Origin of the sequence: Moorena sp. SIO1G6 (genome assembly GCF_010672795.1) — a bacterium.
GTDB lineage: Bacteria > Cyanobacteriota > Cyanobacteriia > Cyanobacteriales > Coleofasciculaceae > Moorena > Moorena producens.
Genome location: NZ_JAAHFZ010000020.1, coordinates 93,435 through 120,257, shown reverse-complemented (window position 1 = coordinate 120,257; position 26,823 = coordinate 93,435). Strand labels below are relative to the sequence as shown.

General features: G+C 42.8%; 26 protein-coding genes and 2 pseudogenes. 16 read left to right on the top strand and 12 right to left on the bottom strand.

The window, feature by feature from the left end:
- Nucleotides 1-253, bottom strand: a 253-nt coding sequence (locus F6K63_RS20090) for a DUF2887 domain-containing protein (protein WP_287312990.1), incomplete at its 3' end; no start/stop codon positions are given.
- A gap of 814 nt (nt 254-1,067) precedes the next feature.
- The gene (locus tag F6K63_RS20085) at nt 1,068-1,484 is read right to left on the bottom strand and encodes a hypothetical protein (protein WP_008189230.1); all 417 of its coding nucleotides are present in this window, start codon (nt 1,482-1,484) and stop codon (nt 1,068-1,070) included.
- A gap of 291 nt (nt 1,485-1,775) precedes the next feature.
- Between F6K63_RS20085 and F6K63_RS20080 the strand changes: the two genes are divergently transcribed.
- From F6K63_RS20080 to F6K63_RS20070, 3 genes are all read left to right on the top strand, one after another.
- Entirely contained in the window at nt 1,776-2,198 is a 423-nt protein-coding gene (locus F6K63_RS20080; RefSeq protein ID WP_287312989.1) for a ParB N-terminal domain-containing protein, read from the top strand.
- A 6-nt stretch (nt 2,199-2,204) separates the two neighbouring features.
- Nucleotides 2,205-2,546, top strand: coding sequence for a hypothetical protein (locus F6K63_RS20075; RefSeq protein WP_287312988.1), 342 nt, complete (start codon nt 2,205-2,207; stop codon nt 2,544-2,546).
- A 152-nt stretch (nt 2,547-2,698) separates the two neighbouring features.
- Complete coding sequence (locus tag F6K63_RS20070; RefSeq protein WP_287312987.1) at nt 2,699-2,947, top strand: DUF4351 domain-containing protein; 249 nt, start codon at nt 2,699-2,701, stop codon at nt 2,945-2,947.
- Nucleotides 2,948-3,078: 131 nt separating this feature from the next.
- Here F6K63_RS20070 and F6K63_RS20065 read toward each other — a convergent pair whose 3' ends face one another.
- Nucleotides 3,079-3,282: a hypothetical protein gene (locus F6K63_RS20065; protein ID WP_287312986.1), complete on the bottom strand. Its 204-nt coding sequence runs from the start codon at nt 3,280-3,282 to the stop codon at nt 3,079-3,081.
- Between the two features lie 114 nt (nt 3,283-3,396).
- Between F6K63_RS20065 and F6K63_RS20060 the strand changes: the two genes are divergently transcribed.
- Nucleotides 3,397-3,615, top strand: a complete 219-nt coding sequence (locus tag F6K63_RS20060) for an AbrB/MazE/SpoVT family DNA-binding domain-containing protein (RefSeq protein WP_071103984.1) — start codon at nt 3,397-3,399, stop codon at nt 3,613-3,615.
- An 82-nt stretch (nt 3,616-3,697) separates the two neighbouring features.
- On the opposite strand, the gene F6K63_RS20055 is transcribed toward F6K63_RS20060, so the two are convergent.
- Nucleotides 3,698-3,907, bottom strand: a complete 210-nt coding sequence (locus F6K63_RS20055; RefSeq protein WP_071103985.1) for a hypothetical protein — start codon at nt 3,905-3,907, stop codon at nt 3,698-3,700.
- On the bottom strand, nt 3,894-4,379 hold the full coding sequence (locus F6K63_RS20050; protein WP_071103986.1) for a PIN domain-containing protein: 486 nt from the start codon (nt 4,377-4,379) through the stop codon (nt 3,894-3,896). Before F6K63_RS20050 ends, F6K63_RS20055 begins: the two co-directional genes overlap by 14 nt.
- A gap of 162 nt (nt 4,380-4,541) precedes the next feature.
- Here F6K63_RS20050 and F6K63_RS20045 point away from each other — a divergent pair, with 162 nt between their 5' ends.
- The gene (locus tag F6K63_RS20045; RefSeq protein WP_158026366.1) at nt 4,542-4,679 is read left to right on the top strand and encodes a hypothetical protein; all 138 of its coding nucleotides are present in this window, start codon (nt 4,542-4,544) and stop codon (nt 4,677-4,679) included.
- Between the two features lie 12 nt (nt 4,680-4,691).
- A pseudogene (locus tag F6K63_RS20040) lies at nt 4,692-5,529 on the top strand (Rpn family recombination-promoting nuclease/putative transposase).
- Between the two features lie 145 nt (nt 5,530-5,674).
- Here the strand turns inward: F6K63_RS20040 and F6K63_RS20035 are convergent.
- The 3 genes from F6K63_RS20035 to F6K63_RS20025 all read right to left on the bottom strand — a co-directional run bounded on the left by F6K63_RS20035 (nt 5,675) and on the right by F6K63_RS20025 (nt 14,374).
- The gene (locus F6K63_RS20035) at nt 5,675-9,532 is read right to left on the bottom strand and encodes an nSTAND1 domain-containing NTPase (RefSeq protein WP_287312985.1); all 3,858 of its coding nucleotides are present in this window, start codon (nt 9,530-9,532) and stop codon (nt 5,675-5,677) included.
- Nucleotides 9,533-10,112: 580 nt separating this feature from the next.
- Nucleotides 10,113-13,829: a DUF7379 domain-containing protein gene (locus tag F6K63_RS20030; RefSeq protein ID WP_287312984.1), complete on the bottom strand. Its 3,717-nt coding sequence runs from the start codon at nt 13,827-13,829 to the stop codon at nt 10,113-10,115.
- 290 nt (nt 13,830-14,119) lie between these two features.
- Nucleotides 14,120-14,374, bottom strand: a complete 255-nt coding sequence (locus tag F6K63_RS20025; RefSeq protein ID WP_287312983.1) for a hypothetical protein — start codon at nt 14,372-14,374, stop codon at nt 14,120-14,122.
- A gap of 344 nt (nt 14,375-14,718) precedes the next feature.
- Here F6K63_RS20025 and F6K63_RS20020 point away from each other — a divergent pair, with 344 nt between their 5' ends.
- A complete protein-coding gene (locus tag F6K63_RS20020; protein WP_287312982.1) occupies nt 14,719-14,871 on the top strand; it encodes a hypothetical protein in 153 nt (50 codons plus the stop codon).
- Between the two features lie 81 nt (nt 14,872-14,952).
- Here the strand turns inward: F6K63_RS20020 and F6K63_RS20015 are convergent, their stop codons facing one another.
- Nucleotides 14,953-18,522: a WD40 domain-containing protein gene (locus tag F6K63_RS20015; protein ID WP_502708332.1), complete on the bottom strand. Its 3,570-nt coding sequence runs from the start codon at nt 18,520-18,522 to the stop codon at nt 14,953-14,955.
- Nucleotides 18,523-19,388: 866 nt separating this feature from the next.
- Here F6K63_RS20015 and F6K63_RS20010 point away from each other — a divergent pair.
- The 5 genes from F6K63_RS20010 (at nt 19,389) to F6K63_RS19990 (ending at nt 22,641) form a co-directional block, all read left to right on the top strand.
- Nucleotides 19,389-20,039, top strand: coding sequence for a helix-turn-helix transcriptional regulator (locus tag F6K63_RS20010; RefSeq protein WP_287312980.1), 651 nt, complete (start codon nt 19,389-19,391; stop codon nt 20,037-20,039).
- 96 nt (nt 20,040-20,135) lie between these two features.
- On the top strand, nt 20,136-20,906 hold the full coding sequence (locus F6K63_RS20005) for an RNA polymerase sigma factor (protein ID WP_287312979.1): 771 nt from the start codon (nt 20,136-20,138) through the stop codon (nt 20,904-20,906).
- Complete coding sequence (locus tag F6K63_RS20000) at nt 20,876-21,889, top strand: tetratricopeptide repeat protein (RefSeq protein ID WP_287312978.1); 1,014 nt, start codon at nt 20,876-20,878, stop codon at nt 21,887-21,889. The genes F6K63_RS20005 and F6K63_RS20000 overlap by 31 nt, the downstream gene beginning before the upstream one ends.
- A 72-nt stretch (nt 21,890-21,961) precedes the next feature.
- A complete protein-coding gene (locus tag F6K63_RS19995; RefSeq protein WP_071103994.1) occupies nt 21,962-22,279 on the top strand; it encodes a hypothetical protein in 318 nt (105 codons plus the stop codon).
- Complete coding sequence (locus F6K63_RS19990) at nt 22,264-22,641, top strand: aspartyl protease (protein ID WP_353736727.1); 378 nt, start codon at nt 22,264-22,266, stop codon at nt 22,639-22,641. The genes F6K63_RS19995 and F6K63_RS19990 overlap by 16 nt, the downstream gene beginning before the upstream one ends.
- 166 nt (nt 22,642-22,807) lie before the next feature.
- Here the strand turns inward: F6K63_RS19990 and F6K63_RS19985 are convergent, their stop codons facing one another.
- Complete coding sequence (locus tag F6K63_RS19985; RefSeq protein ID WP_287312977.1) at nt 22,808-23,143, bottom strand: hypothetical protein; 336 nt, start codon at nt 23,141-23,143, stop codon at nt 22,808-22,810.
- 31 nt (nt 23,144-23,174) lie between these two features.
- Between F6K63_RS19985 and F6K63_RS19980 the strand changes: the two genes are divergently transcribed.
- From F6K63_RS19980 to F6K63_RS19970, 3 genes and pseudogenes are all read left to right on the top strand, one after another.
- Nucleotides 23,175-23,798 (top strand): helix-turn-helix domain-containing protein, encoded by a 624-nt coding sequence (locus tag F6K63_RS19980; RefSeq protein WP_287312976.1) that lies wholly within the window; start codon nt 23,175-23,177, stop codon nt 23,796-23,798.
- Nucleotides 23,799-23,879: 81 nt separating this feature from the next.
- Nucleotides 23,880-24,347, top strand: a pseudogene (locus tag F6K63_RS19975) (IS630 family transposase); the annotation flags it as partial.
- A 290-nt stretch (nt 24,348-24,637) separates the two neighbouring features.
- Nucleotides 24,638-24,760 carry a hypothetical protein gene (locus tag F6K63_RS19970; RefSeq protein WP_287312975.1) on the top strand — a complete coding sequence of 41 codons (123 nt, stop codon included), beginning with the start codon at nt 24,638-24,640 and terminating at the stop codon, nt 24,758-24,760.
- Nucleotides 24,761-24,878: 118 nt separating this feature from the next.
- Here F6K63_RS19970 and F6K63_RS37340 read toward each other — a convergent pair whose 3' ends face one another.
- Nucleotides 24,879-25,307 carry an AbfB domain-containing protein gene (locus F6K63_RS37340; protein WP_353813059.1) on the bottom strand — a complete coding sequence of 143 codons (429 nt, stop codon included), beginning with the start codon at nt 25,305-25,307 and terminating at the stop codon, nt 24,879-24,881.
- A gap of 461 nt (nt 25,308-25,768) precedes the next feature.
- Between F6K63_RS37340 and F6K63_RS19965 the strand changes: the two genes are divergently transcribed.
- On the top strand, nt 25,769-26,017 hold the full coding sequence (locus F6K63_RS19965) for a type II toxin-antitoxin system ParD family antitoxin (RefSeq protein ID WP_287312974.1): 249 nt from the start codon (nt 25,769-25,771) through the stop codon (nt 26,015-26,017).
- Nucleotides 26,018-26,372: 355 nt separating this feature from the next.
- Here F6K63_RS19965 and F6K63_RS19960 read toward each other — a convergent pair whose 3' ends face one another.
- A complete protein-coding gene (locus F6K63_RS19960; RefSeq protein ID WP_287312973.1) occupies nt 26,373-26,585 on the bottom strand; it encodes a hypothetical protein in 213 nt (70 codons plus the stop codon).
- Nucleotides 26,586-26,823: the final 238 nt, after the last annotated feature.

Here is a 26,823-nt window from a genome sequence, read left to right as displayed (position 1 = left end):
CTAAGTAGACAAACACTTCTTGCATCAGGCGGTAGTACAAGTCTTCATCTTTCTGAAATTGGACTTCTACGAAATAAATAGGGTCGCCATCTCGTTTGGGGAGAAATACGCCGTCGGTGCGTTTGGCGAGTTCTTTGAGTTCGATGGCCTTAAATGTATAGTTTTGTGCCAGTTGAGTGTTGTCTCCCAGGAGTTCAAAGAGAGTGCCAGGGAGGGTTTGGAAGATTTTATAAAATAGGCTGTCAGTGCGCATTAGTCTGCATTGCGAGGAACTGGCATCTGGGCATCTGGGTTATCTGGCCAATATTATCATCGGAGGGTGTTATTTTTTGATATTATTTTTTTATAATCACAAAAGTGTACGCCCATATCTCACGGGGTGACAAGTGAATTAAAAAGTAGGCAGGTTGTGGGGTGTAGGGTGTAGGGTGTAGGGAAAAAAGAAGAGCAACACCTTGTTAGTAGAGAAAATTGAATTGGGTAATGGATGATTGAATCAGGGAGAGTGAGGCTTGATCAAGCCCACATACCAGTGATACGTACCTTCATTTTCACCACACCCCACACCCGGTCACCCTACACCCAGTCTCCTTTTTAGCTTTGTTGTCACCTCTTGAGACTTTATGCTCATCTTTCCCCTAGAAAAGATGGGGGATGCCAACCATTAATTGTCCATCGAAACCGTGCTTCTAAAACGAGGGGATTATTCATTTTGAGCGTAATGACTGTTACTCGTCCCACAGGGGTTAGTCCTTGAATTTTTGTGAAATCCACATTCCATGAGAAATGTTCATCCCAATTCTGAGTGCGGGGATTAAATAAGTGAACAGTTTGACTAGTTAAAGGGTCGAGGGCAACAGTTGTATCCGATTTAAATTGGTTGCAGGTATAGCAGGCGAGGCAAACATTTGAAAATATGCTCTTTCCCCCAATAGAGCTGTGGTAAAATGTGATCGTAAGTTAAAGGAATACCACTATTTGCTTCACTGGTTTGGCAATAGCAACAATAACGGCGATCTTGGCGATAGATCTCATTCTTCAAAGATATTGGAATATAGGCCATGAGGTTACACAATACTTTGAGGAACTGGGTAACCGCGCCATTTCAGGAGAGCCGCTGCATGAGCTTTGCGTAGCATAAAACGATCTGCTGAAATCTTAAGCTGCTCAAGTTCAATCTGTTCTGCATCTGTTAAAGAACGCTCTTGATTTTGAGCTAACAACCAGTAGTGACGCTCCATTTCTTCCGGTGTTTTTTTACTCTGGGCAATCGGCCACAAAGCTTGGTCTTCCAACCTATCTAAGGCAGCTAGATCTGCTTGAAATTCTTCAGGTACATCAGACCAATTGGGGGGACTACCAATTTGTAAAGCATGGAGCATGACAGCTTCAAGAGAGCGTTCAGTTGCTTGGGCAGTGTTGACCAAGCGCTGATAGAGGAAGTCAGGAATTTGCAGAGTAATGGTTGTTGAAATAGAATTCATGACGGGATCTCCTCAAAGCGCAGTCCGTTAAGAGTCTATTGTAGCTCAGGGGGTAGGGTGTTAGGCAGGGTGTAGGGTGTAGGGTGTAGGGTGTAGGGTGTAGGGTGTAGGGTGTAGGGTGTAGGGAAAAAAGACCGAGCTTCGCGAAAGTTGGTGGGGATGGTTGAATCGGCTAATGTACGATTAAATCAGGTAAATGTTGGTTAATGAAGCCTTTTCTAGCTAATTTGTGTACATGCCTATTTTCACCACACCCCATACCCTACACCCCACACCCTACACCCTCCATCCTTGTGGGATAGCCAGGGGATTGTCTGGTGTGGTGGCTATGTTTCCTACTCCAAAAAGGCGAAAAATATGGCAGTCATGTCATATAATGGAAATTTACGATTATTCTTTGAGGAAGAACTAGCAGACGTTGACCCAGAGTTATTAATCAGACTCCCATTCAATGAACTGATCTATATCAACAACTCTGGAAATGTGGAACGGTTGATCAAGGACTTGGATGGGTCGAATCCAGAATTAGTCCCTATCTTAGTTGATCAATGGGGAATAATTATCGATGGCAATAGTCGCCATGCCGCAGTTGAAGGATTAAATGCAGGTTCAGATGGCAACAAATTCCCAAGAGTCCCCGTAGAGATCAGGACTTTCTCCGACAACCTAGAACGACTAAGGCAACTCAAGTTACGAAATAGCTATCTTGTCTAGACCAAGATGCAGCAATACATAGAAGCTCAACTGATGCTGCAAATTGAGAAACAGGAAGTTGAGCGGAAAAAGAAAAGAGGAGAAGATACTGCGATCGCAAGACATGGCAGATCGATTGATCGAGTTGCAGCGACAGATGGTACTGGTAGAACTACCTTACTTATTGGCTTCAATGTCGTTGAGGCTATTCAAAAAGAGGAGAATGCTGATCTTGCCAAAAAGTGGTCAAAACTTCTGGAAGAAGGAACAAACAAGATGGCCTATGACATCTTATCAGTGCCTCCAGAAGATCTTGAGGCTGTTAGAGATCAGCTTTATAACCCAGAAGGAAGGGCGTTGCTGAATTAAGGAATGAATGCGCGATCATCTGGTTTTATTAAAGCCCCCTAAATCCCCCAAGCGAGGGGGGCGAAACCATACCCAGAATCAGCAACGCTGGGATTCTAGCAGGGCTATTATTAAAGAGGGACTTCATTAACCAGATTTTACGCAGAGATATCATGCAGCAGTCTGTAATTTATCAAGACATTAAGGATGAAGGCCGTCACGAAGGGGAACAATCTCTCATCCTCCGCCTACTATTGCGTCGCCTCGGCGAAGTGTCCCCAGAAATGCGAACGCAGGTTCAAGCCTTATCCCTTGCTCAGCTTGAAGCTTTGGGGGAGGCGTTGTTGGACTTTACGAAACCCGAGGATTTGGATGAATGGATGCGTTCACTATCTGTTACTGATCGCAAATCGAACTCGTAGGTAATGCTTTTGGTGTGATTGGCCTACGGCCACGCTACGCGATCAGCCCTACAGGCATAGCTCGGCTGACTGCACTACTTCTCAACCAAGATCAACTAAGTTAGCCTACGCTTCTTTTTTATGCTGTTAAGCTAAGTGTTGATAGAAATAATATTAGCTAAAGCCCGCAGTGCATCATTAACTGATTTTTCATCTGGAAACATTTCAGCAACATCGTCATCCAACTTAACAATGTTGCTACCTTCGCTATATCTCTGAGCATATTTACCACGTATGCCTTTGCTGAAATCGTATTCATCTAGCCGATCCTGATCCTGTTGATTATTAATAGTCATTGTTCTCCTCGTATGTCCTTTTCTCTGGTGATGTAGCCAAACGAGCACGCTTTAAGCCTGATCGATTACTATTTACTTAAAGTCCGGTTTGCCGGATTATGGCTATTTGGAATTATGGAAGTAATCAAGCTAGGAAAAAAAGGTCAACTCTCTATTCCCAAAGCAATTCTCAAGCGTCTAGGGTTGGAGGGTGAAACTATGCTACTGGTAGAAACTACTGCTGATGGTGGAATTATACTGCGTCCTGCGGGAGTGTATCCGATTGAGATCTATACAGAGGAACGGATTGAAGAGTTTTTATCAGGGGATCGCTGGCTGCAACAGAATCATTGATTTTCAAGGTCTTTTTTGGCTCTAATTTCTTGAATGTCTTGCCAGAGGAGTTTTTATCAGGCGATCGCTGGCTGCAACAGAATCATTGATTTTCAAGGTCTTTTTTGGCTCTAATTTCTTGAATATCTTGCCAAAAATCAGATCTTGTCACATTTTTTAGAGACTGTTGACGTTCTTGAGTGTAATCACCAAAACCCCATCCTACATCTTGTAAAAAACGAATTGTATCAACTTGCCCTAATTCCTTAACTAAGGCATAATACCCTTTTTGTCTTAATTCAATTGGTGTCATTGTTGTTATTTCCTTTTAATACAAAAGTGTTCATTAACCAAGTTACAGGATTATCTAATTTTACTTTTAAGAGATGGCTATACTTAATTGCTTTCTTGAGTAATCTATCATCCGTTGTCAATAATACATCTACCTTAGCCGTTTCAGCGCAAGCAATATGAAAAGAATCATACAAACCAAATCCTAAATTTTCTAGTTCTTGAGAACGTTTATCTATTTCATCGGTTAAAATTATTTGATTTTCAGCAACCTGTAATAATTTTCTAATCCTGTCTAGTTTGTCAAGATTAACCATTCGGTTTAATTCTGCTTCTATAGCTTCACTACTTACCAGCTTCCATTCTTCTGAATAAAACCGCTTAAAAATATCTAGAATTGTTTGTCCTTCTAATCGAATTCTATCTTGTCGCCAATCATCAAAAGGACGATTTAAGCAACAAACATCAAGATAAATTAAGTAAGATTCAGCCATTACTACCCCTTGGTTTAATCATACCTCGAAGGGAATTGCAATCAATAGCTTAAGTTTAGCATTCGATCCCCATTTCATCGATGTCGAGTGATTCGCTTCAAAGTTGAAAGAAGCGATGCTTGGAGCCGCTGCGCGATTGGCCGTAGGCCACGCTAAAAGCGATTGACCTTTGGTCACGCTTCGCGATCGCATTTATGTAACAAAAGTTTCGAGAAAGCGATTGACCTTTGGTCACGCTTCGCGATCGCACTACTTCAGGAAAGCCCCCATCCAGTAGAATCCCTCAGACGGGCAGTTTGATATAATCGTTCTATGTTCGATAATACCTGCAAGTTCCTCGCTGAGAGCTTTTCGGAAGATTTTGCCTCCTGGTTACTTGGTGAACCCATCACCATGACCCAACTCAGTCCATCTGAACTGTCCCTTGAACCCATTCGAGCGGATGCCTTGATTTTGCTGAATTCTGATGATTTCGTCCTTCACGTCGAGTTTCAGACTCAACCTGACTCAACTATGGCCTTGCTGAATGGCAGATTACCGCCTAAGAGTTTTCCGCCGTTTTCCAAATAAGCAGATGCGCCAAGTGGTCATTTATTTGACCCGTTCAACTTCTGAACTCGTTTATCAGACAGCGTTTGAGATTCCTGGTACTCGTCACGAATTTGAGGTCATTCGGCTATGGGAACAACCAACTCAGCTGTTTCTGGAATCGACGGGGTTATTGCCCTTGGCTGTACTGACACAAACCCCCGATGCTGCTCAAACCTTGCGTCAGGTGGCTGCAAGAGTTGAGACGATTCCAGAAATGAGGATACAGAGCAATGTGGCTGCGTGTGCTGGGATTCTAGCAGGGCTATTATTAAAGAGGGACTTCATTAAGCAGGTTTTACGCACAGATATCATGGAGCAGTCTGTAATTTATCAAGACATTAAGGATGAAGGCCGTCACGAAGGGGAACAATCTCTCATCCTCCGCCAACTCTTGCGTCGCATCGGCGAAGTGTCCCCAGAAATGCGAACGCAGGTTCAAGCCTTATCCCTCCCTCAGCTTGAAGCTTTGGGGGAGGCGTTGTTGGACTTTACGAAACCCGAGGATTTGGATGAATGGATGCGTTCACTATCTGTTGCTGATAGCAAATCGAACTCGTAGGCCAATCGCACTTTCTTACCAACAGTTTTTGGAGAGCGATCGCGTAGCGTGGCCTACGGCCAATCGCAAATTATTAGACAATTAGAAAGATGAGCCAATTGCAAAAAATACAATGGTGGCTACCAAAACTTTTACCTTCAGGTAACTACTTATTAACATTCTCGCAGAGATGGCGATCGCTCTCGCTGACATTAGGATTATTCTCCAAATAGTCACGCACCCAATTGCAACCCTGCACCATGAGTTCATCCAATGATTTAATCTTCCACAACCCAAGTATTTCTTTATCATCATCTTTTATCTCAACCATAGCCACTTGCTTACTATCGTGGCTAAAACTGAGATTGATATTGGAGTAATCATCAGTTTCATTCTCTACCTTGAATTCTGCCACCTGCTCCTTGGTCTCTACATCCCATAACTTAACGATACGATCTACTAATCCAGTAGTAGCCAGTAACTTGCCATCAGGGCTAAAACTGACAATCATTTCCGAGTTTTGTATTCCTGGTAATTTGGCTAATTTTGTGTTATTTGAGTCCCACAAACAGACGGTGCCGTCAAAGCCGGTGGTAACCTTTAACTTCTGATCAGGGCTAAAAATTTCCCAAAGGTCTGTAGTAAACTCCGAGTGACATTCCTGGAATAAATTATTTGTTGAGCTTCCTTCGTATCTCTTTAATTGACCACTCGACGAGAATAGTTTAGGATTATCACTTGAATCAGGAACTTGATTAGCTTTAAAGTCCCAAATACTGATCAGACCATCTCTACCGGCGGTAATCAACTGCTGACCATCAGGGCTGAAAACCGCTCTTTCTATCCAAGTGTGCTTGGTTTCGATTGTAATCTTATCAGGAGAAGACGGCTTTTGTAAAACTAATGTGTTTTTATAATCATTAGAAAACCTTTGGTGTTTCGGAAAAGTTACGGTCTTACCATCACTGCTATAAATTGGATCTAGTGAATCTAGCCATAACATCGAGAATTGTGGTTCTCCTTTAAATTGGTTTTTGGATATTTTTTGAACTGATAGGTCTTGATCTGATAATTCCCAGTACCTAAAATCATAAGGATGATCATTCTTATTCGACTCAGACATAAGAGCAAGTTGCTTGCCATCCTTGCTAAAGACAACCTCCCTTGCTAGATTCAAGGTGTCGTATATTAAGTCGGCTATTACTAGGGGATACTCCTGTTCATTTTCTAAGTTCCATAAATTTAAGGAATACGGCATTCGTGGTCCGTATCGTCGCCCAGGATTCCAATCGCTAGTAATTATAGCCACTAAACTGACATCCGGATTAAAACTGGCACTGTCAAGATAGCCTGCTTGATCTGCTTTACAATGATTCTTCAGAAGTTTGCCTGACCTGTCCCAAATGCAGATCAATCCCGTCTCATCAACGCTACCGATTCTACTGTCATCCTGGCTAATACCAAGACCGATCACTCTGCCTCGATGTTTTTCTAGGCGATTCCGTTCTCTTACTCCATAAGCCACCTTGCGCACTGTTGTTAAAACTTGTCTTTTAAGCTTAGGCTCAGGCTTAAATAAGAATAAGTACCAAGGCCAATCTTTAAGAGATTTCGCTGCTCGTAAACTGGCAAGCGAAGCTTCTAAATGTGGTAAGTTTACTTCAGCGGCTTGACGATCAGTCTGAATTTGACTGATCAGGGCGTTTCTTTGACCAATCAAAGAAAATACTAAACCTGTACCTAACCCCAGCATAACTGCGATCGCAACAACCCAATTCCGACGAGTATTGAAGCTTTTGCGCCTGACGCTACGCCGCACAAACTTAGTTTCTACTTGGTTAAGCCAGTTATGCTCAGAATTGAGTACCTTTTTCAACAAATCCAGACGTGGGTTAGTATGCCAAAGAAACCTTGCCCTCTGCTGGCTTTCCCACTCCTGTGCCGCCGGAGTTAACCGCCGTTGCAGAAGTAGGCTTTCCTCCTCCTCTTGCTTCCATCCCAGCAATCTTTGCCATCCCCGTACTAAAGCATCATGGGCTGGTTCTACATCAGGATTCCCCTCACTATCTTGTCCTTCTACTAATAACCGTGCTGTGCTAAAACGCTCAATTACTTCCTTAACTAAACTATTTTTCGCTGGTGGATATTCCAATTCCGATAAAGGTACCCGCCTACGGGCTAATTCACCCCCACCTAGTGCCACCATCCGCAGCATCACATGACGGATCACTTGGTCATAAGCGGGGTTTTCATTAACTAGCTTCTGATACTCCTCATCCGCCCTTTGAGTTAGCGATCGCATTACTCCCCCCAATTCCTGATAATCGGCTTGAGTCAACGCCCGGTCAATAGTAATACCCCTGTATTGTGCTTCTCTTTGTCGCCTTAAATACAAGAGGAATAATTCACTCAAGGCAAAAGACAGCAGGGGCAATGCTCCCGGCATATCCGCCACTTCATCAATTAATTGTTCAACTAATTCGTGGGGCTGAAAATACATCACCCGTGCTTGAGCCGGTTTCTCAATGGCTTCCTTTAGTTCCCCTCGTGTCATCCCTGGTACAATAAATCGTCTGCTGTGCCAACGATTTTTAAGCACAGTGTTTTCCACGTTATAGTCTGTGGGGACAAACCTTAAGCCAGCATCCCTGACTTGGGGTTCAAAGTCAGACCGTAGGGTTAATATTACCCGTAATTTATCCCCATGGGCATTGATGGCTGTGAGTATCTGTTGGAAAAACTCCTGACGCTCATCTAAGTTTCGACAGAGTGTAATAATTTCTTCGCTTTGGTCAATAAACAGTAATAACTTAGAGTTGGGGTTATTTTTTGCCCAAACATCAATGCTCATTGCCAGGTTATGCTCTGGGTTTTGTGGCTCAACATTAGGTAAGTTAGCATTACATAGCACATTATTTAACGCTTGCAAGGGCGTCTCACCAGGACGGATGGGTGGCAGAATACACCAAGTTTTATATTGCCGTAGGTTGGGAATTAATCCTCCCTTGACCAAGCTAGATTTACCAGAACCGGAAGCACCCAACACCACTGTTAAGGGATTAGCTTTGACAAAATTCTGTAACTTTTCTACTAGTAATGTTCTACCGAAAAACAGAGCACTGTGTTTCTCCTCAAAGGACTTTAAGCCCCGATAGGGATTTTGTGACTGATCTAAAGGTGGTGCTGGTGGTAAATTAAGTTCATGTCCGGGAGAAAGAAAGATATATTCTCCCTTATCATGCTTATTTAAACACCAAATTCCAGGGGTTTGTCGCAGACGGCATTTTTCTGTGGGAATTTCGACTCGATCCCGTAAATGTAAATATAATTCTGTGGCTGTAATTACCCCATCTCCAGCCGGTTTACCATTGGTAGCAGGAGGATAGATATCTGCTGCACCTTCGAGAGCGTCTAATAATGCACTAGCAAAAGGGGAATGATTACCGACTTGACCGCGTACGCTATCTAAATTAAAGTTATCGAGGGCTTTTTGGTCAGAAGCTGAAGAAGTAATGATTTGCCATGCCGGGTCACTAATAAAACGGTCATAACGCTCTTGGTGAATTACTTCTGGCGAGGTTAATAAATCCCTAGTACTCGACCATTTAAAAGCACCAGCAAAACAGCAGTCGAGGATACCCAAAAAATGACGGCAGGGTAATTGAATTAAAGCATCGTGTAACTTGGTCATGGGCAGATAACTATTAGTATCCCCCAGTTTGGCATCTTGAGGAATTAAGTAACCAGCCGGGCCATCATCCCCATTGAGAGCGACTCCATGACCAGCAAAGTAAAATAATAAGCGGTCATTTTCAGTGACTTTTTCGGGTAAGGTATGGGATAAAAATTTGTTAAAGTTAGACAGAGTTGCCACTTCATCTAAGCATTCCCAGACTTCGTAATCATGCTTTTTGCGGAGAATTTCCACTAGTTTTTTGGCATCGTTTACGGCAGTGTTGAGGGGGGAAATGCCGTTTGTGTAGTTATTGATGCCGGTGATAAAGGCGAGATTTCGAGAAAACATGTTCTGCTAAAAGCACTTAAAAGCACTTATAAAGATAACTTGAATACTCTTGATTGGGAGCATCCCATTTTTTTTGGCAAAAATATCTTTTTATAGCAGTCGCCAGCGATGCAGCGCGGTCTTGGGGGTTTCCCCCATGAGCGACTGCATCAAGACAGGGTAGTTAGAACATGACAAAAGTATTAAACCTAAGTAAGCGCAAGAGTTTGACTTCTGACTTCTGACTTCTGACTTCTGCTATATGTGGGCGGTATAATGACGCTCACACAGCTGGGGTATAGTTTTTCCAAACTGGGATGCTCCCTATTTATTCCCCAAGATAATCTGTTGACTTTACGCATAAATTATTAGTTTCGTAATAAATCTTTACAGTAGTTTCATTGGCGTATATAGGGTTTATAAATGAGATGTAAACCTAGGAGGTATTTTTTGACTGTCCAATAAAACTCCAGATCTATTTCCCCTCTTGGCTTTTGCCTCTTGTATGCAAGCCTTTTTATACAAGAATTGTGTTTACAAGTAAGCATTCAGTTAATGCGCTACGCGCACCGCTGACCGCTGACCGCTGACTGCTTACGCATCATTGGTTTAGATTCTGGCTTGGTTGAGATTGATTACTAGGTTCGGTATTATTGGATGGCTTTAATACCAGCCAACCAATAATACCCGCTACTAACACTCCAACTACCCCAATAATGCACCATTTCAGTGCTTTGTTCCCTGAAGAATTATTAGTAATATCATTAACCACAGGATTTGCCACAGTAGTAGTTGTACCTGCAAAATCAGATCTGTTTTCTAGGGCTTGAATCACCGCCTGAGAAAACGCAGTTAACCCCACTGGTTCAGCAAAGTAAACCAGGTGATCGCAGCCGATTTCCAGGATTTGCGGTTGTGGAGTCCGGTCTGAACCTACGCTTTTTATACTTTGTACTGTAACAGCGATATCATTGGGTTGCTCAAAGAAAGCCATAGCTACAGCTTGATCAAATAACTTCTCCATTAGTCGTTGCAAGGGACTAGAAGTTTGATTGGCTTCTGCTTTCAGGGCGGCAGGAATAATAGATGTATTACCAGCAATAATTGAGTAAGGTACTTTGGGGTCAGGACTTGCTGCTAATTGTTCCAAAAACTCAGAACCAGGATGCATCTGGTCTAGGGAAATATCAATAGTTTCAATCTCATCAGCAAACTGGTTAATAGCCTTAAGCAAAATCCCCATCACTGGTACTGGCAAAGTAAATTCTGACAGCCCATTTAAACCGATACTTAAGGTAGCTAATGCCCAATCTTCAACCGTAGACCAAGGGGAACCAGCATTGGGTGTACCCAGCATAATTAAATGCCCAACTACCTGATTACCTCCTTCTCGTTCAATAAACCAACGAGAAACCAACCCTCCCATGGAGTAGGCGACAATGTGAAAAATTTTACCGTGGTTCTCCCCTAACCCTACAGCTTGTAGTCTCTGCTTCAGCAATTTAGCATTCTCTACAATTGAGGTATTTATAGTCTCATAATCATAGCTGAGTACCAGGTCATATAATTCGGCCAGGGGTTTTTCTGTTCCATCCACCTCAACCTGGGCGGAGCGAAGGCTGGGCAGCAAGCTCTTGGTATCACCAATAATACCGTGTATGTAGAGGACTATGCGTTGGGCTTGGGCAACCCGCGACTTGACTTGTTCAACCTCTCTTGTATAGTTGACTGTATAGTTGACCACGCCAGAGCCAGTGACATCCGCTGCTGCCAAGATTGGGTAACTAAAGTCTAGCCCCAGTTGTTGAGACACTACTTTTTGGAAGAAAATTCGGATTGAACCCCCCAAGCTGCGGCTACCTTCACTAATTGGTTCTGTTAACCGTTCCAGTAAAATCTCCGTTTTGCCCTCCGGGGTAGACCGAGCCCGTCCCAAAGGCAGGAAAAACTCCCCATCGTAGCTAATGGGTAACAGTTGTTCATTAGAAGCAAGGGGTCGATCAACAATAAGTTTCAGGGGATTTTTCGGTGTAACGGCTGACGGATTTTCCACCTCAGTTAATTCCAGCGCGCTTAAACCAGGATCCGTTCCCCGACTGCTAGTAAACTCAAAAGACTCAATGCCCGGATGGTCCTCCCGCAGTATCGGTGGTAACATGTGGTTACCTAAATCCCTGGTTGATTGGGTGAGAGTGGTTAGACGTGCCTTTGCTCTAAATTCCGAATGGGCGTATAGGGTGGAACCTACTCCCAGAAAGACAGACTCGTCCCCTGTGGGAATAGGAGTACTGTGTAGAGGACGCACGGTAGTAATGCTAATTTGGCTAGTTAACCAGTCATCATAGATTTCGTCTTCTTCTGGTCTGCTGCGGAGGTCACGAGCTGGAATCCTTCGCATCAAGCGGTTCAGGGTACCATTACCGCGACGGGGTGTAGGCGAGATCCGTTGAGGTAGGTCAAGTTCTGGTTGTTGGAGCAAAGTGGCATCAAATTCCGTCGAACAGATAATCAGTTTGAGAATATCTTTAACTTCCGTAATCCCCGCTTTTTGCCATAGTTGTTTGGGGACTTCAGGATAAATTGGATTGCCGCGATTAACCCAGGCTTGATCTCCCTCTTGCCCCCTTGGTTCCAGCCAAATTCCGCCCCCATCTAACAACTCAGCTGAGACGGCGTAACGGTCGGTTAAATCGAGAAGAGCGCAATAAAGCGGCTCATTACTGGTGTTTTTCAGCTTAATTTTGAATCTGGGCGATCGCCACCTGCGATTTTCCTGTTGATATTCCAGGCGAATGTGAGGATCTAGCAAAGGTGACCCATCCTGCTGGTAAATCAGCATTTGCACGGCATCAGGGGGAATGCGGCTGGTGGCTGGGCTGGCCAGTTCAGTGATATTCAGCCAACGGGTGATATGTTCTAATCGCTGAATCGCCTGCAAGGCAGTGGCATCGGTGTAACCGGAAATGGCAGCCACTAGAGGACGGTCATCCGCTGGTCGTGTAATTAAATAGTTACCGTCACGAGCCAGTAATTTCAACTCGGCAGCTTCAGGGGTTGCCACTTCCCGAACATACAGGGAAGGCTGATTGTGACCAGTGTTGAGCAGGGTGGTACGGGCTAATTCTACACCAGCTGGTTCTCCTGACAATAAAACCCCTTTCGGTGGCAGGGGCAGACTAGTGATGACTGCTTTCCAGGTCATGTCGGGATCTAAATCCCCAATACCACTAATTTGAATTTGACTCAGCTGGGGCATTACTTCGACAATTTTTGCCTCACCTACTGCGGTTGAGAGTTGGCGAAGTTCCTCTGTGGGGGTGTCAAAGGGAAACAAGGCCAGTATTGTGGTGTCATTCCCAACAGGTTTAGAAATGCCGTGAACTGCACCACCATCAATCACCCAGTCGTGGTTTTTGTCATAGCAGACAGTAAAGTAGGGTGTACGGTTAGCGATCGCACCGCCCAGAAAAGGTTGGTCTAAATCACTCAACTCCGTAGCTTCGATTTGGGGAGATTGGGCGGTGATCTTACTGCGGACTAGGGCATTGGCACGCTTGAATAAATCCCGATAAGTCAGGCTACCATTGGCTTTCTTCAAGGTATCCAGCAAAAAGTAAGAAAACGCACCTCTTGGTTGCCCATTGCTGTTGAATTCTTTCGCCGTCTCACTATCTCGACAAGCAGCTAGGACGATATGTTTTCCTGTGGGGAAACTCCAACCACTAGGATTTTTTTCTGGGCTGAGGGCAGCTGATAATTTGTCAGTTTCACTCAAGGAGAAAATAAAACTCTCCCAAGGTCGCTGGCGTTTGTCAGTGGAAGTTTTGCGAATTGCTGTTTCTCCTTCTAAATCCCCACGGGTGCCAGCACCAGAGTGACAGCAGTCTAAAATCACAGCAATGTGGGGGTTTTTCTCAGCTACCTCAGAAATTAGCTTGGCTAACTCCTTATCTGCCAAGTCCCAACCCCCCTCAGTGCGACTTTCATAACAGACTAGAGTTTCATCCAATCGGTCTGGCTCTATTGCCCAAAACTCTTGTGGGGCTTGCTCTTGAGAACCATGTCCCGCGTAGTAAAAGAAAGCAACATCTTCACGGCTAGCTTTACACAAATGCTCCCGAAAACCATCAATAACTGCCTGACGGGTAGCATCTTGATTCAAGAGTGTGCGGATGTGAAGTTTATCTCCATCTGCAGCGACCCGCCCTTGCAAATAGTCCTGTATTTCTAGGATGTCATTGACACAGCCATTCAAAGAAGGAACAGGACTGGGATATTCATCAATAGCTACCAGCAGCGCATATATATTGTAGGTCATAATTGTCGAAGATTGCCCCTAGGTGAGTGGGAGCATGTCAGTTTTGTTAATTCCTTCATCAGGAGCACTTTTTTATCTAATTTATTCCTTCATCAGGAGCACTTTTTCATCTATTTTTTTACTTAATAAGGGTAACTTTTTTATCTAATTTCCTCCTTCATCAGGAGCACTTTTTCATCTAATTCCCCCCTTGGTTAAGGGGGGTTAGGGGGGATCTATGTACCTAATTACAAAGGTGACATGCTCCCGGCTGAGTTGGTCAATTCTCGCCCAAGAATATAACTCCTGGATTATAAACCTCTATCGGTTTTTCCTGGAGAACGCTCACTAGTAGTTGTATTAGATTCTGGTGCGGTAATTTCTTTAGTGTCTTGATTATCTGTTTCGACATTTTCATCACTCGATCCAGCTTTCACTTCAGTTTTTTCAGGAGTTGTTACTGTTTCCTGAGAGTCGGAGCGAGGGTCCCCTAAGGGGTTAGTATCGCCAGCTGTATTTTCTACTACTTTATCTTCAGAATTTTGGTTAGATTCTGTATTTTCCATAGCCACTTTTATGCACCCCAATTTTATGATACAGGGCAAGGGCAAGACTCAATAAATTATTCTTAAAAATAGTGATAACTAAGCGCAATAGTTATGAGAATCAAGGCTTACTCTGGTCATAATCCTTGCCGCATATCACATTTTTGCTTAATTTTTCTTGCGCTTACCCGGGCTTTATTATAATAAGCTCTATTTCTAAAATAGCATATTATGAGCTGATTTGTCAAGGAAGCTAGAACCATTGCGCTGCCGTCAGCGATCAGCGATCAGCGATCAGCGATCAGCTATAGCACTACGTATTAAGAGGACATTGATACAAGCTGAAACGCTGTTGTAGTAAACTTTTGCCTCTTACCTATTGCCTATTGCCTCTTGCCTCTTACCTATTGCCTCTTGCCTATTGCCTATTGCCTCTTGCCTATTGCCTCTTGCCTATTGCCTCTTACCTATTGCCTCTTGCCTATTGCCTCTTGCCTTCCCCTCCTGGGAGGGGTTAGGGGTGGGTTCCTCTTGCCTATTGCCTATTGCCTTCCCCTCCTGGGAGGGGTTAGGGGTGGGTTCCTCTTGCCTATTGCCTCTTAGCCTTTCTCTACCGCACCTAAAGCTTTTAACGTGTTTTTCTGAGCTTTTGTTAAACCAATGGCGTTTTTAATATTCATCCCTTCATAGGGTCGATCAATTCTCAAGGTTTTTATACAGTCACCCGTATCAAGATTCCAAAGCTTAATGGTTTCATCTTCGCTGCTACTCACTAACACAGGACGATTAGGACTAAAGGCAATTGACCGGACTGCTTTGTGGTGTCCCTGAAATAGTTTAACAACATTACCTGTACTGATATCCCACAGTTGAACAGTCTGGTCATCACTGCCACTGGCTAAACTCTTGCCATTTGGACTAAAGGCAATGGTTCTGACTCGAGATCTGTGACCGGATAAGGTTTGTAGACATTGCCCCGTCTCAACATCCCACAGTTTAATCGTCTGGTCTCCACTGGCACTCGCCAGCAGATTTCCACCAGGACTGAACACAACCGATAAAACCCAATCCCCGTGACCTGGCAATGTTTGTAAACAGCTTCCCGTACTGACATCCCAAAGTTTGATCGTGTTGTCATGGCTACCACTGGCTAGGATTTTACCGCAGGGACTGAAACTAATGGTTTTGACCTGCTGAACATGCCCTTCTAAGGTGTGCAGACATTCTCCCGTATGCCAATCCCAAAGCTTTACGGTTTGGTCACGACTGGCACTGGCTAAAATTTCGACCTCTGGACTGAAGCTGACCGAATGCACCCAACTATCATGTCCCCACAGGGTTTGCAAACACTCTCCTGTATTTGCATCCCAAAGTTTGATAGTTGTGTCGTCGCTGCTACTGGCCAGAATCTGATCGTCTTTGGGAGCAAAGGTGACGGATGAGACCAGATTAGTATGTCCTGAAAAATTTTGTAAACATTGGCCCGTCTCAATATCCCACAATCTTACCCGTTGGTCTTCGCTGCTACTGGCCAACATTTCACCATCTGGACTAAACGCAACGGATAATATCCAATTACTATACCCATCCACTGTTCTTAAACATTGTCCCGTGTGGATATCCCATAACTTCATGGTTTGGTTTTCATTCACACTCAGCAAGGTTTGACCATCCGGATTAACAGCAACCAACCAAATCCGTGAAGGGTAGCTATTACCTAAAGGGGAATTGCTATACTCGTGCAACGTTTGCAGACATTTCCCGCTTTCCACCTCCCAGATTTTAACCGTTGTATCCTCACTACCAGTCACCAGTGTTTTACCATCTGGGCTGAAAGCAACTGACCACACATAACTGTTGTAGTCTGGTAATGTTTTGATACACTCACCACTAGCTAAATCCCAAAATTTTACCGTTGTGCCATCACTTCCAGTTACCAATGTTTGTCCATCTGGGCTAAGGGCAATCGATAATACCCAATTGATCGGGATTTCTAGGACTTGCAGGCAAGAACCAGTGTTGAGATCCCAGACTCTCACAGTTTGGTCTTCACCCCCAGTGACCAACCTTTGTCCCTTGGGACTGAAGGTAGTAAAAAATACCGGATTGCTATGGCCTGACAAGGTTTGCAAACATTTTCCGGTGTGAACATTCCACAGCTTTACCGTTTGGTCATGGCTACCACTAGCTAAAATTTCCCCGTCTGGACTAAACCCTAGGGATTGCACCCAACTGGTATGACCTCGCAATGTTTTTAGACATTGCCCGGTCTGGACATTCCACAACCTGATCGTTTGGTCGTTACTACCACTAGCTAAAATTTCTCCCTCTGGACTAATAGCCAGGCATTGCACCCAAGCCCTATGACCATTGTAGGTAATAATTTGTTTGATATTGGCAACGTCCCACAACCAAATCTCATTATCCACACTGGTTGCCAGGAGTTTCCCATCTGGGCTAAAGGTCGCTGATAAAACCCCCCCTAAGGTGCGAGTCAAAGCTGACTTACTTAAATCGGCATTGGAAAAGTTGACTCCATGCAAATTCATGCCCTGTAGGTAAGCTTGCCAAACTGTTAAGTTAGAAAAATCATAGCCAGTCAGGTCAAGATCAAGCTGCCAGAGTAAATTGAGAACATTCCCCCCGGCATATCCTGGTTTTCGAGGGGGAAAAGACTTCAGTTTTGATAAAATTTGATTCAAATAGTTTTGCACATTTTCCGGGAGACCAAGCAGGTTTAGTAGTTGCTCGGTAATCGGTTTTAGAATCAGCTCAATTTGGGCATTTATAACATAATCTTTGGCTTGAGCTTTGATTAAAGCACAGCGCTGCAATAGGGCTATTTCTCCCGTTTGAATTTCTTGAAAAATCTGTTCAATTAAGCGATCGCTGACATACTCCATCACCACGGGTTGTTGAGTAAATTTCCCCGAAGTCTTCTCAATCAGTGACCGCAATTGGAGAGATTCTAAGGTTTCTAATAAATGTTTGAAGGAAACAGCCGGAATACTGTCCCTTTGTAGCTCCTTAAATGAAACCCATTCTCGATTAATTGTCAACCAGTACATCACTTGTTTTTCTAACGTGGACAAGCGATTAAACTGCTGGTCGAGTAAATCTGAAATATCACCAAATACAATAGTGCCTTCTTCTAAAAACTGAGCCACGTCGCCGTCAAACAACTCATAAATTGTGGTGGAAACAATCTTCAACGCTAAAGGATTGCCTGCATAAAACTCTATCAGTGCTTGACATTCTTCTTTTGAGACAGAAAAGCCTTTTTCTGCGAGAATTTTTTCCCCTTCTCCCTCGGTTAAGCCAGGTAACCTCAGGGAACGAATGGGAGCATTTACACCTTCTTTATTTCTAATTTCTCTGGGTTTCTCCCGACTAGTCAACACCAGACAACTTTGATGGTTAGTCTCCCCCCAGCTTCTGAGCAGCTGCCCATAGCCTTCATATCCTGGGCGATAGGCTCCTGCCCGTTGGTCAGGGGATAGAATTGACTCTACATTATCTAAGATGAACAAACAACGCTCTGCCCGCAGATAGTCGATTAAACAGGAGATTTTACCATCTAAGCTTTCTGGTAAAGTGGTTTCTTGCTGATGGGACAAAAACCCAATCAGGTCGGTCAAAAGCTCGTGAATGGGTGGGGCATTACGCAAACTTCGCCAAATCAGGTACTGGAATTCTGATTGTATAAGCTGGGCTAACTTGACAGACAAAGCTGTTTTACCAATTCCACCCATGCCAATTAAGGTAATCAGTCGGCAATGGTCATGAATAATCCATTGTTTGAGTGTGGCTAATTCTTCCTTGCGCCCGTAGAAATTGGTAACATCAATTGCTTCTCCCAAGTCTTGGCGTTTGCTAGAGCTTCTGATCTGTGGGTTTTGAGCTACAGTCTGGGATATTACATCATCTACAGCCTGGGATGGCAGGTCAAAATCTAAATTGGCAATGGCTCTCCATTCCAGTGCCAATTTATGACAAATTTCTTCAAAAGTAATATAGTCAACGGGTTTGCCAGTTAGGAAGTTGCTAACTGTGGCTAAGGCAAACCCCACATCTTCAGCCAAAGCCCTCTGGCTCGGAAAACCGTTACGCCTGACTGCCAGTTTAACTTTTTCAATGCACTCCTGACGGACTTTGAGCGACCTGGACATGGCTGATGGAATCTTGAATGCCGGAATTATACCATTGACAGACGAAAAGTCAGTCACAAATTATTCACAAGTTAGTCACAAGTCAGATCATCTCAGGCGGTAAGTCAGTATGCAGTCGGGTTTGATGAATATATAGCAATTTAAGGCAAAAGGCAATAGGCAATAGGCAATAGGCAATAGGCAATAGTTCTTTAGGGTGCGTTAGGGCGTGTTTTCAAAGTTTGTCGCATGATTATGATCCCCCCCAGCCCCCCTTAAAAAAAGGGGGGAGCCATACTCAAAGTCCCCCTTTTTTAAGGGGGATTTAGGGGGATCTCCGAGTTTGAAGACACTCCCTAGGGGCGCTCACCCTAATTTTCAGCCTCAACCCCCGGCTTAGGTTGCTGCCCGTAACGCACCACTGAGTCAAACAACTGGTATATATTCTAGTAATTTTATCCTAAAGAAAACCATGAATGTGCTTTATAAAAAACTATTAGCCAGAACAACATTATGGCTAGTGTTGGAAATTTTACTCAACTTCCTTGGACTAGATAACCTAGCTGATTACAGCGAATTTATTTTTGATAATAATTTCAGCATTCAGCATTCAGCATTCAGCATTCAGCTTATGCGCTATGGGCAGGGTTAACTAGGAAACCAGAATAAAACAGTTCAGCATTCGTTTAATTTGAGTGAATTCACAGCGGTTGTGGCCAACGGCCAAGAGCTTTTACCCAGACTTTAAATTATCATTAATCTCGAACTATTCAATTCTACCGTTTCGCTATGGGCACGCTACGCCAACCAGGTTTATTTTAAGCTGAAGCCTGATAGCTTAATGCTTACGAATAACCCCAATTAATTTATCATAATGACATTTCACCATGACTAATCAACAACTCTTGACCAAACCCATTGGTATTGATGTTAACCAAGTTGCTGATTCAAGCAGTGAAGAAGCTACTAAAGCCGAAAGCAGTAAGCCGGAGTTAAATTCAGACGAAGGTTTGCCATTACTGCTCAAAGCAATTATTGAAGGCTTTGTTGATGGGGTGCTGATTCTAACTACTAACCAAGAGTGGTTTCATGCCAATGAGTGTGGACGTCGAATGTGCTCTCAAATCTCTCAAGGTAAGTTACCAATAAATTCTATTCCTGAGCCAATTTGGCGAGTTTGCCAATCATTAATTGATAGTCGTGAGTGGTTTAGCGATCGCAAACGATTTTTAGAAGATGAAATTAAAGTGAATAAGTCAGTTGAGTTTCGGGTTAGGGTGAGATGGTTAACGTTAGACTTATCCCGAGACCCTTACCTATTAGTCACCCTAGAAGATCAACATCAATCTACCAAAAATTCCGCTATCACTGATGTTATTAACTATGGGCTAAGTCAAAGAGAGCAGGAAGTCTGGTTACTAAAAAAAGCCAACTTTACTTACGAAGAAATTGCCCATCAGCTATATATCAGCATCAATACTGTTAAGAAGCACCTGAAAAAAATTTACGCTAAACAAAAACAACTGATGCAGCATTAACATTAATATATACAGCGTTTTTCCTAGCTATGAGGTACACAGAATTGTTTCCCGATTCCCGATTCCCGATTCCCGATTCCCGATTCCCTAAAAAAAATGAAAACAGAACCAAAATTAGACGAGATTAATCTATTAAAACGTATATCTAAAGGCGATAGCACTGCCTTTTGGAAATTATGGCTACTCAATCAAGACTATCTTTACGGTCGGTGCGTAACTTGGATGGGAGGCGATCGCACCAATGCTGAAGAAGCATTAAGTTTGGCCAGAATCAAGGCGTGGGAGAAACTACCACACCATGCCGAAAAAATTACTAATCCCAAAGCATGGCTAACTCGAATGACTCATAACCTATGCGTGGATCTGCATCGAAAACGCCACAAAAGTGCAATGGGTATGGAGAGCATTGAAGAAATGGCAGGAGGAGAACACCAGACATTAGCCTCTAGTCAGTACTCTCCTGAGTCAGCTATTCTCCGTCGCGAGTTACGAATGTACATCTGCCGTGAAGTAAAGGCTCTGTCTCCCCAACTGCGAGAGCCTTTTGTGCTGCATTTTTACCAAGATATACCCTACCCAGACATTGCCAAAAAACTTGCTCTCTCGGTGGATAACGTTTACAAACGGATTCAAAAGGGGCGAGCAATTATGGAAAAGCAGTTGAAGCAGTATCTATCAGGAATAGATAATTATCCCCCCTTGTTAAAAGAGCTTGGAGAGGATGATAATTTTGATTATTTTAAAAATAAAAAATCAGTTATTCTATCTCAAACTCCGACGACAGAGTGCAAATTTGAGCAAATTAATGATCAGATTAATTATCAGGTAACAGCGATATGTCTAGAAACACTACCCCCTGTTTGGTAACCTTATCCCAGTCTTCATCCCAGTCTTCAAAGATCGAGTTAAATGTAAAACTGGTATTAGATAAAAAAAACACCCGAAAACAGCAGAAGTTGAAAACCTTAACTAACTATGTGCAGCAGTATCCCTCTGGATGGAAAAAACGGTTGGAATTGGCTGATTTACTCTATGAAACTGGAAACTGGGAGCAGGCTGTTAAGGAGTATGACCAAGTTATTCAGCGGCAACCTCAATTAATTCAGGTAAGGTTGAAACTGGGGAAACTTTTACAGTTGATGGGAGAGGTGGCTAAGGCAATTGAGGTTTATCACAGTGCTTTGCCATTATCCAGTAATGTTGCTACTGGGCATCATATCCGGGGTTTGATAGAGGTCTGTCGGCGTCAGCCAGACAAAGCAGTAAAAGCCTTTGAGACAGCCGCATCTTCTGAGCCAGAAAATCCGTCTCACTGGCTGGCATTGGGGCGAGTTGAGATGGAACTGGATCATGCTCACGCTGCTTTGAACGCTTTTGAGCAAATCTTGTTACTTCAGGCAGATGATATTGTGGCTTTGATTCACAGTTATGACGCACTCCTAGTAGTAGGTGATTTTCAGTCAGCAGAGTTGAAGTTAAGTCGAGCAGAAGAGTTAGCTCCTGGTGATTACTCAGTTTTAAAACGACGCTTGGCCTATCGTTGCCAGATGAAATTAGTATTGGGTAAGGAAGGGAAACAGACTAAAAAGATAGTTAATGCTGTATTGAAACTCGCTCCCCACTCCGCTGATGCTCATAAGTTGCAGGCTGACTATTATCGGTTGCGAGGAGAATCGGCAAAAAGCCTGGCTATATTGAAACAGTTTACTGAGCAGTATCCAAATAATCCTTATGGCTGGTGTTATTATGCTCGGTTTTTGTCTGAGAGGGGTGAAAATAAGAGGGCGGTTGAAGCTATTGAGAAAGCTGATCATCTATACCCGAATAATTGGCTAGTTTATGGGGCATGAAGAGGGTGAAATAACTTGAGGAGGGATATATTTGTTATTATAAACCTATCTACAGCGTTTTGTATAACTAAAATGACACAATCATCTTCCCATCACACTGTAAGGCGAGGACGGGTTTTTCCGGAGAAACGACTGTCTCCTGAAGAAAAAGCCAGAATTAAAGCAGAAGACGCAGTATTTTATAAGCGTTGTCGAGAGGTCTTTGAGCGAGTACAACCAGAGTTGATTCAAGAGCATTATGATTGGTTTATTATTATTGAACCTGATAGTGGGGAGTATTTTATCGATGAAGATGAAAAGGTAGCGCTGGCAAAATCACGTTCTCAACATCCACAAAAAAAATGTATTATTATGCGAATTAATGAAACAGGAACTTGTGGAACAATATGATCCAAGGGGAATTTAATAATCGAGGAGAGTTGTTTTTTGAAGTTGGCTTGATCTCTGCTGATGGAGAGATTGTTCCCGTAATGGCGATGTTAGATACAGGGTTTACGGGTTGGTTAGCTATTGATAATCAAGATGCAGATAGTTTAGGGTGGAGAAATTATAACTATACAAGAGATATGCAAACAGCAAGGGGAGAAGCACAGTTTAATTTATATGAGGCCAAGGTGGTTATTGAGGAAGAGGAGTTTACGGTTGAGGTGTTAGGAGGGAATGAATTGGTGAATATTATTTTAGGTGTTTTGTGGTTACGAACAAAGCGTTTAGTTGTGGATTTTCCCATGGGAGTGTTAACCCTAGGATAAGTGATGCTCTGAAAAAGCCGCTACGCGAACGCATTACTGATAATTAAAGAGGTGCGTTACACGTTGTTAATGCACCCGACCAGATATGCGATTGGCCTATGGCCACGCTACGCGATCGCATTAAGTAAGGTTGTCACCAACCCTACTCTCCTTCAAGCAAAACTGACTAACTCTTGGTAATTTCTACCTTCCATTGCTGGGATGTCCATTGAGGTAAATTCTCGTTAATGACAAGGGCCGATTCACCATCAGTTTTAATCTCGATATAGAACTGCCCTCCTCCAATGAAGTTGGAGCCGATCAAAGCGAGTGTTCCTGAGCCTCCAACTTTGCTAATAGTGTCCGTCAGGTTGATGTTAGCACCGATATTGCTGGGAAGATAAGCATCGAAACAATAAACCGTGTATGTGGGTCGGTCTCCATCAGGGTTTAACAACACGGTGAGCCGATTGTCGGCGCTAGTAACTTCCATGGTAATACCATTTTTCAAAAGTCGTGTCATACTTAAATTAATAAAACAACTATAAATAACCATGACTGGAGTAGCTAATCTAAATGTTATTGAATCTCCTGAGAGATTATTAAAGCTGATGAATCAGCAAAAAACTGCCTTGGGATTTGCCAAAGTTCAAAGCCTATATCTTTGGAAGATTGGTGCTGTAGAAACCGTCAGACATTTAGCTGTTCTTGTTGGTAGAACTGAAAGAACAATTCATCGTTGGTTGGAAATTTATCGCCAGTCAGGAATTGAAGAACTACTCAAAGAAAAGCCGAAGACGGGCAGACCGAAAAAATTAAAAATAGAGCAGGTAGCTAAATTACAACAAGAATTAAGAGACCCGGCTGGATTTAAGAGTTATAAAGAAGTTCAACTGTGGATATTTATTTTCTGGGAAATATGGCTCAGCTACAGTACAGTACATCGAATAGTTAATCAAGAGTTAAAAGCTAAGTTAAAAGTAGTGAGACCGAGAAGTAAAAAACAACTACCCGGAGAAGTAGAAGAATTTATAGCCACTTTTCCAGAAAAGCTTAAATTATTATTGGAACATCAAAAGCATATAATCAATCAGTACCAAAAAGTTACTTTTTGGTGTAGTGATGAAACTCGATTGGGCTTACATACAATTGAGCGCTTTGAAGTTACCGTAAGATAGTTGAGCCTTTATAGTTAGTCGGTTATGCGTAAAAGGTTCAAGTCTTTTGTAATAAGGCTCAACTATCTAAGGTTTCGTCCCAGAAGATTAACACTTAAAGGAGTCAAACCAGTACATACTCATCAATTTAATTTTCAATACTTTTGGATATATGGATCAGTAGAACCAAAACAAGGACGTAGTTTCTTTTATGAGTTTTCTCATCTAGATGCTAGTTGTTTTAACAAATACTTATCTTTATTATCTCAAGAGTTTCCTAATGAAGTTCTGATTATTCTCATTGATAATGCTCCTATTCACACGAGTCAAGAAGTAGAAGTTCCTGATAATATTATTCTATTTTTTCAGCCTCCTTATTGTCCCGAAGTTAATGCTATTGAAAGATTCTGGGAATATCTCAAACAAGATTTGGCTTGGGAATTGTTTGAATCTTTAGACTCTTTAAGAGCCAAGACAGATAAAAATTTAAACTCTTTATCTAATGCAATTGTAGGTAGTCTAACGGGCTGGTCTTGGATTTTGCAATCTTTATGTATGTCAGGACTTTAAATTTTTGGTATAACTTCATTTTGGTATGTAATATTCATCTTGCTTCTCTTTGTTGGGTCGTTTTTTTTTGATTGGAGAAAACTTCGATTTTCAAACTTCAGTTTCTCTCCTAATTTTGAACTTTGGACAAAGTTTGAGTTTCTGTCTTCAGTCTCTACACCCTTAAGACGATCTCAAAACCCAATTTTGGAATTTTTCGAGTTAGCACCAATTTTTTTTATCGACTCACCCCATTCAACTCACTTCAAAGCCCAAAACCCTTTTGTCAGCTAACTTGTAGCCATTTCAGTGTGTTTGTTGAGAAAGCAATGCTCGTCAGCCGCTACGCGATAGCCGCTACGCGATCGCTCAATTATAAAAAGCAGTCAGCAAAAAAAGCGATCGCCTATCTTGTAGCGATCGCTCTAATTTAGATGGGTTTATCCTGTACCCCTAAGGGTGCTTTTTGTAATAGGGGTCTCAGCTCACGGGGTGACAACCCCGTCAGGGTTTACCCACCTGTTTGTCGAGTCTAATTATTACAGCTTTGCTTCACTGAATAAAACCTTTGACTATACTAAAGGTGGTATCTCTCTTAAAGAGTTCACTGCCATCTGATTGATGAAGGTACAATTGATAATTTTGATGCCTTATGTAATAACCAGGATAGTTAATTGACTCAAAAGAGAAGCCTCCATTTCCATACAATCCTGGTACGATTTTGAAAGTTGCATCTTTTCTGAAAAGATCGCTTCCATCCGATGTATGTAGTTTGATTTCGTAATTTTGATGTCTCAAAAAGTGATCGGGATAATTAACAGACCTAAAAGAGAAATAAGCTTCGTTATCTAGCCCCGGGACTAATACAAAGCTCGCGTCTTGTCGGTCTAGCTCAGATCGAATAGGTTCAATGTAGAACATGAAACCCTTGTGGCGAATATACCGATCAGGGTAATTCACAGACTGGAATGACGAATTCATCATTTCTTTCTCCATTTATTAATTTTAGACTTTGGACAAAATTTGAGTTTCTGTCCTCAGTCTCTACACTCTTAAGACGATCTCAAAACCCAATTTTGGAATTTTTCGAGTTAGCAGCAATTTTTTTCTCTCGACTCACGCCATTCACCCCACTTCAAGACTCAAAACCCTTTTGTCACCTAACGTGTAGCTGTTGCAGTGTGTTGGTTGAGAAAGGGATGCGTGCCCATTGAGCCGCTACGGGAACCCATTACTGATAGTTAAACAGGTGCGCCCACATCGGTTTCGGGAAGCTTGTCACCCAGTCAGGCCAGGGCACAGGCTAAGTAATAACAACCGTTAACATAGGCGTTGGAGTTGGATTGAGTGGGGAGCCAGTCTCTACATTTACAATGCATTGGCAATTATTGACAATGTAGCTATAAACAAGCAGTAAGCAACTAAGTATCCCCATGGACACAATGAACATTGCCCTGCCCTCGGAAATGAAAGAGTTTATTCAAACTCAGGTAGCCGTAGGGGGTTATAGCAGCGCTAGCGAGTACATTCGAGAGCTAATTCGAGCTGACCAAAAGCAGAAAACTAGATACGCCCTAGAAATGGAAATTCTCAAAGGACTAAGTAGGGGAGAGCCAACAGCGATGACAGCCCAGGATTGGGAAGATATTCGCGCCAATATCAGACAGCGGTTTGACCAATCCGGGAAATAATAGCGTTTCTCATATTAATTAGGTACACAGGATTTTTTCCCTACTCCCTATCTCCTTATCCCCCTATCTCCCTATCTCCCCACACTCCCGACTCCCTAAAAAAAAAATCGGTCAAGTTTAGGTTAACCCCAATCCTTGACCGAATTATGTACTTTAACCTTCCACAAATACAGCTGAGCTGCACTCAACTATCGATAATTTCAGATCAGTTATGACATGATTATCGAGTTAGTCAGCAACTGCTGGAAAGCAACAACATCCCAACTCATTCTGCTTCATGCTGCTTGATATTCCTCCACAAAACATCCTTCACCAGTTCTGATTTGCCAGGGGGCAACCCTGGCAAAATCCTATCTTAATCTACGTAAAAGTATCGAATCAAAAAGGTCATAACCTCACCAGGCTTTCCGGTAGGCTCCGGAGTGCTCCACTCGTCCGGCTCCGCATACTTAAGGGAATAAATGGCATTAATTGTTTTGCGAACCTTTTCAGGAGAACCCACCAATAAGAGCTTGGCTTTCTTGGGTTTAGAACCTTGGTTGTCGGAAGGAGGAAAATTGTTACTCATCTGAAATTATGGATTGATTTTGTGGACATTATTAATTTATCAATAAATAAATATATTGTCAAGGGGTTTAGAAAATTTTTTTTTATTAAGAAATCGGGAATCGGCAAAATTAAGAATGAAGAATGAAGAATGCAGAATGCAGAATGGAGAATGCAGATTAATCGTAGGGTGGGCAGTGCTTCCGAGGGATAAACTTAGCTTGTAATCGGTTTAGGCACTGCCCACCGACATTAAATTA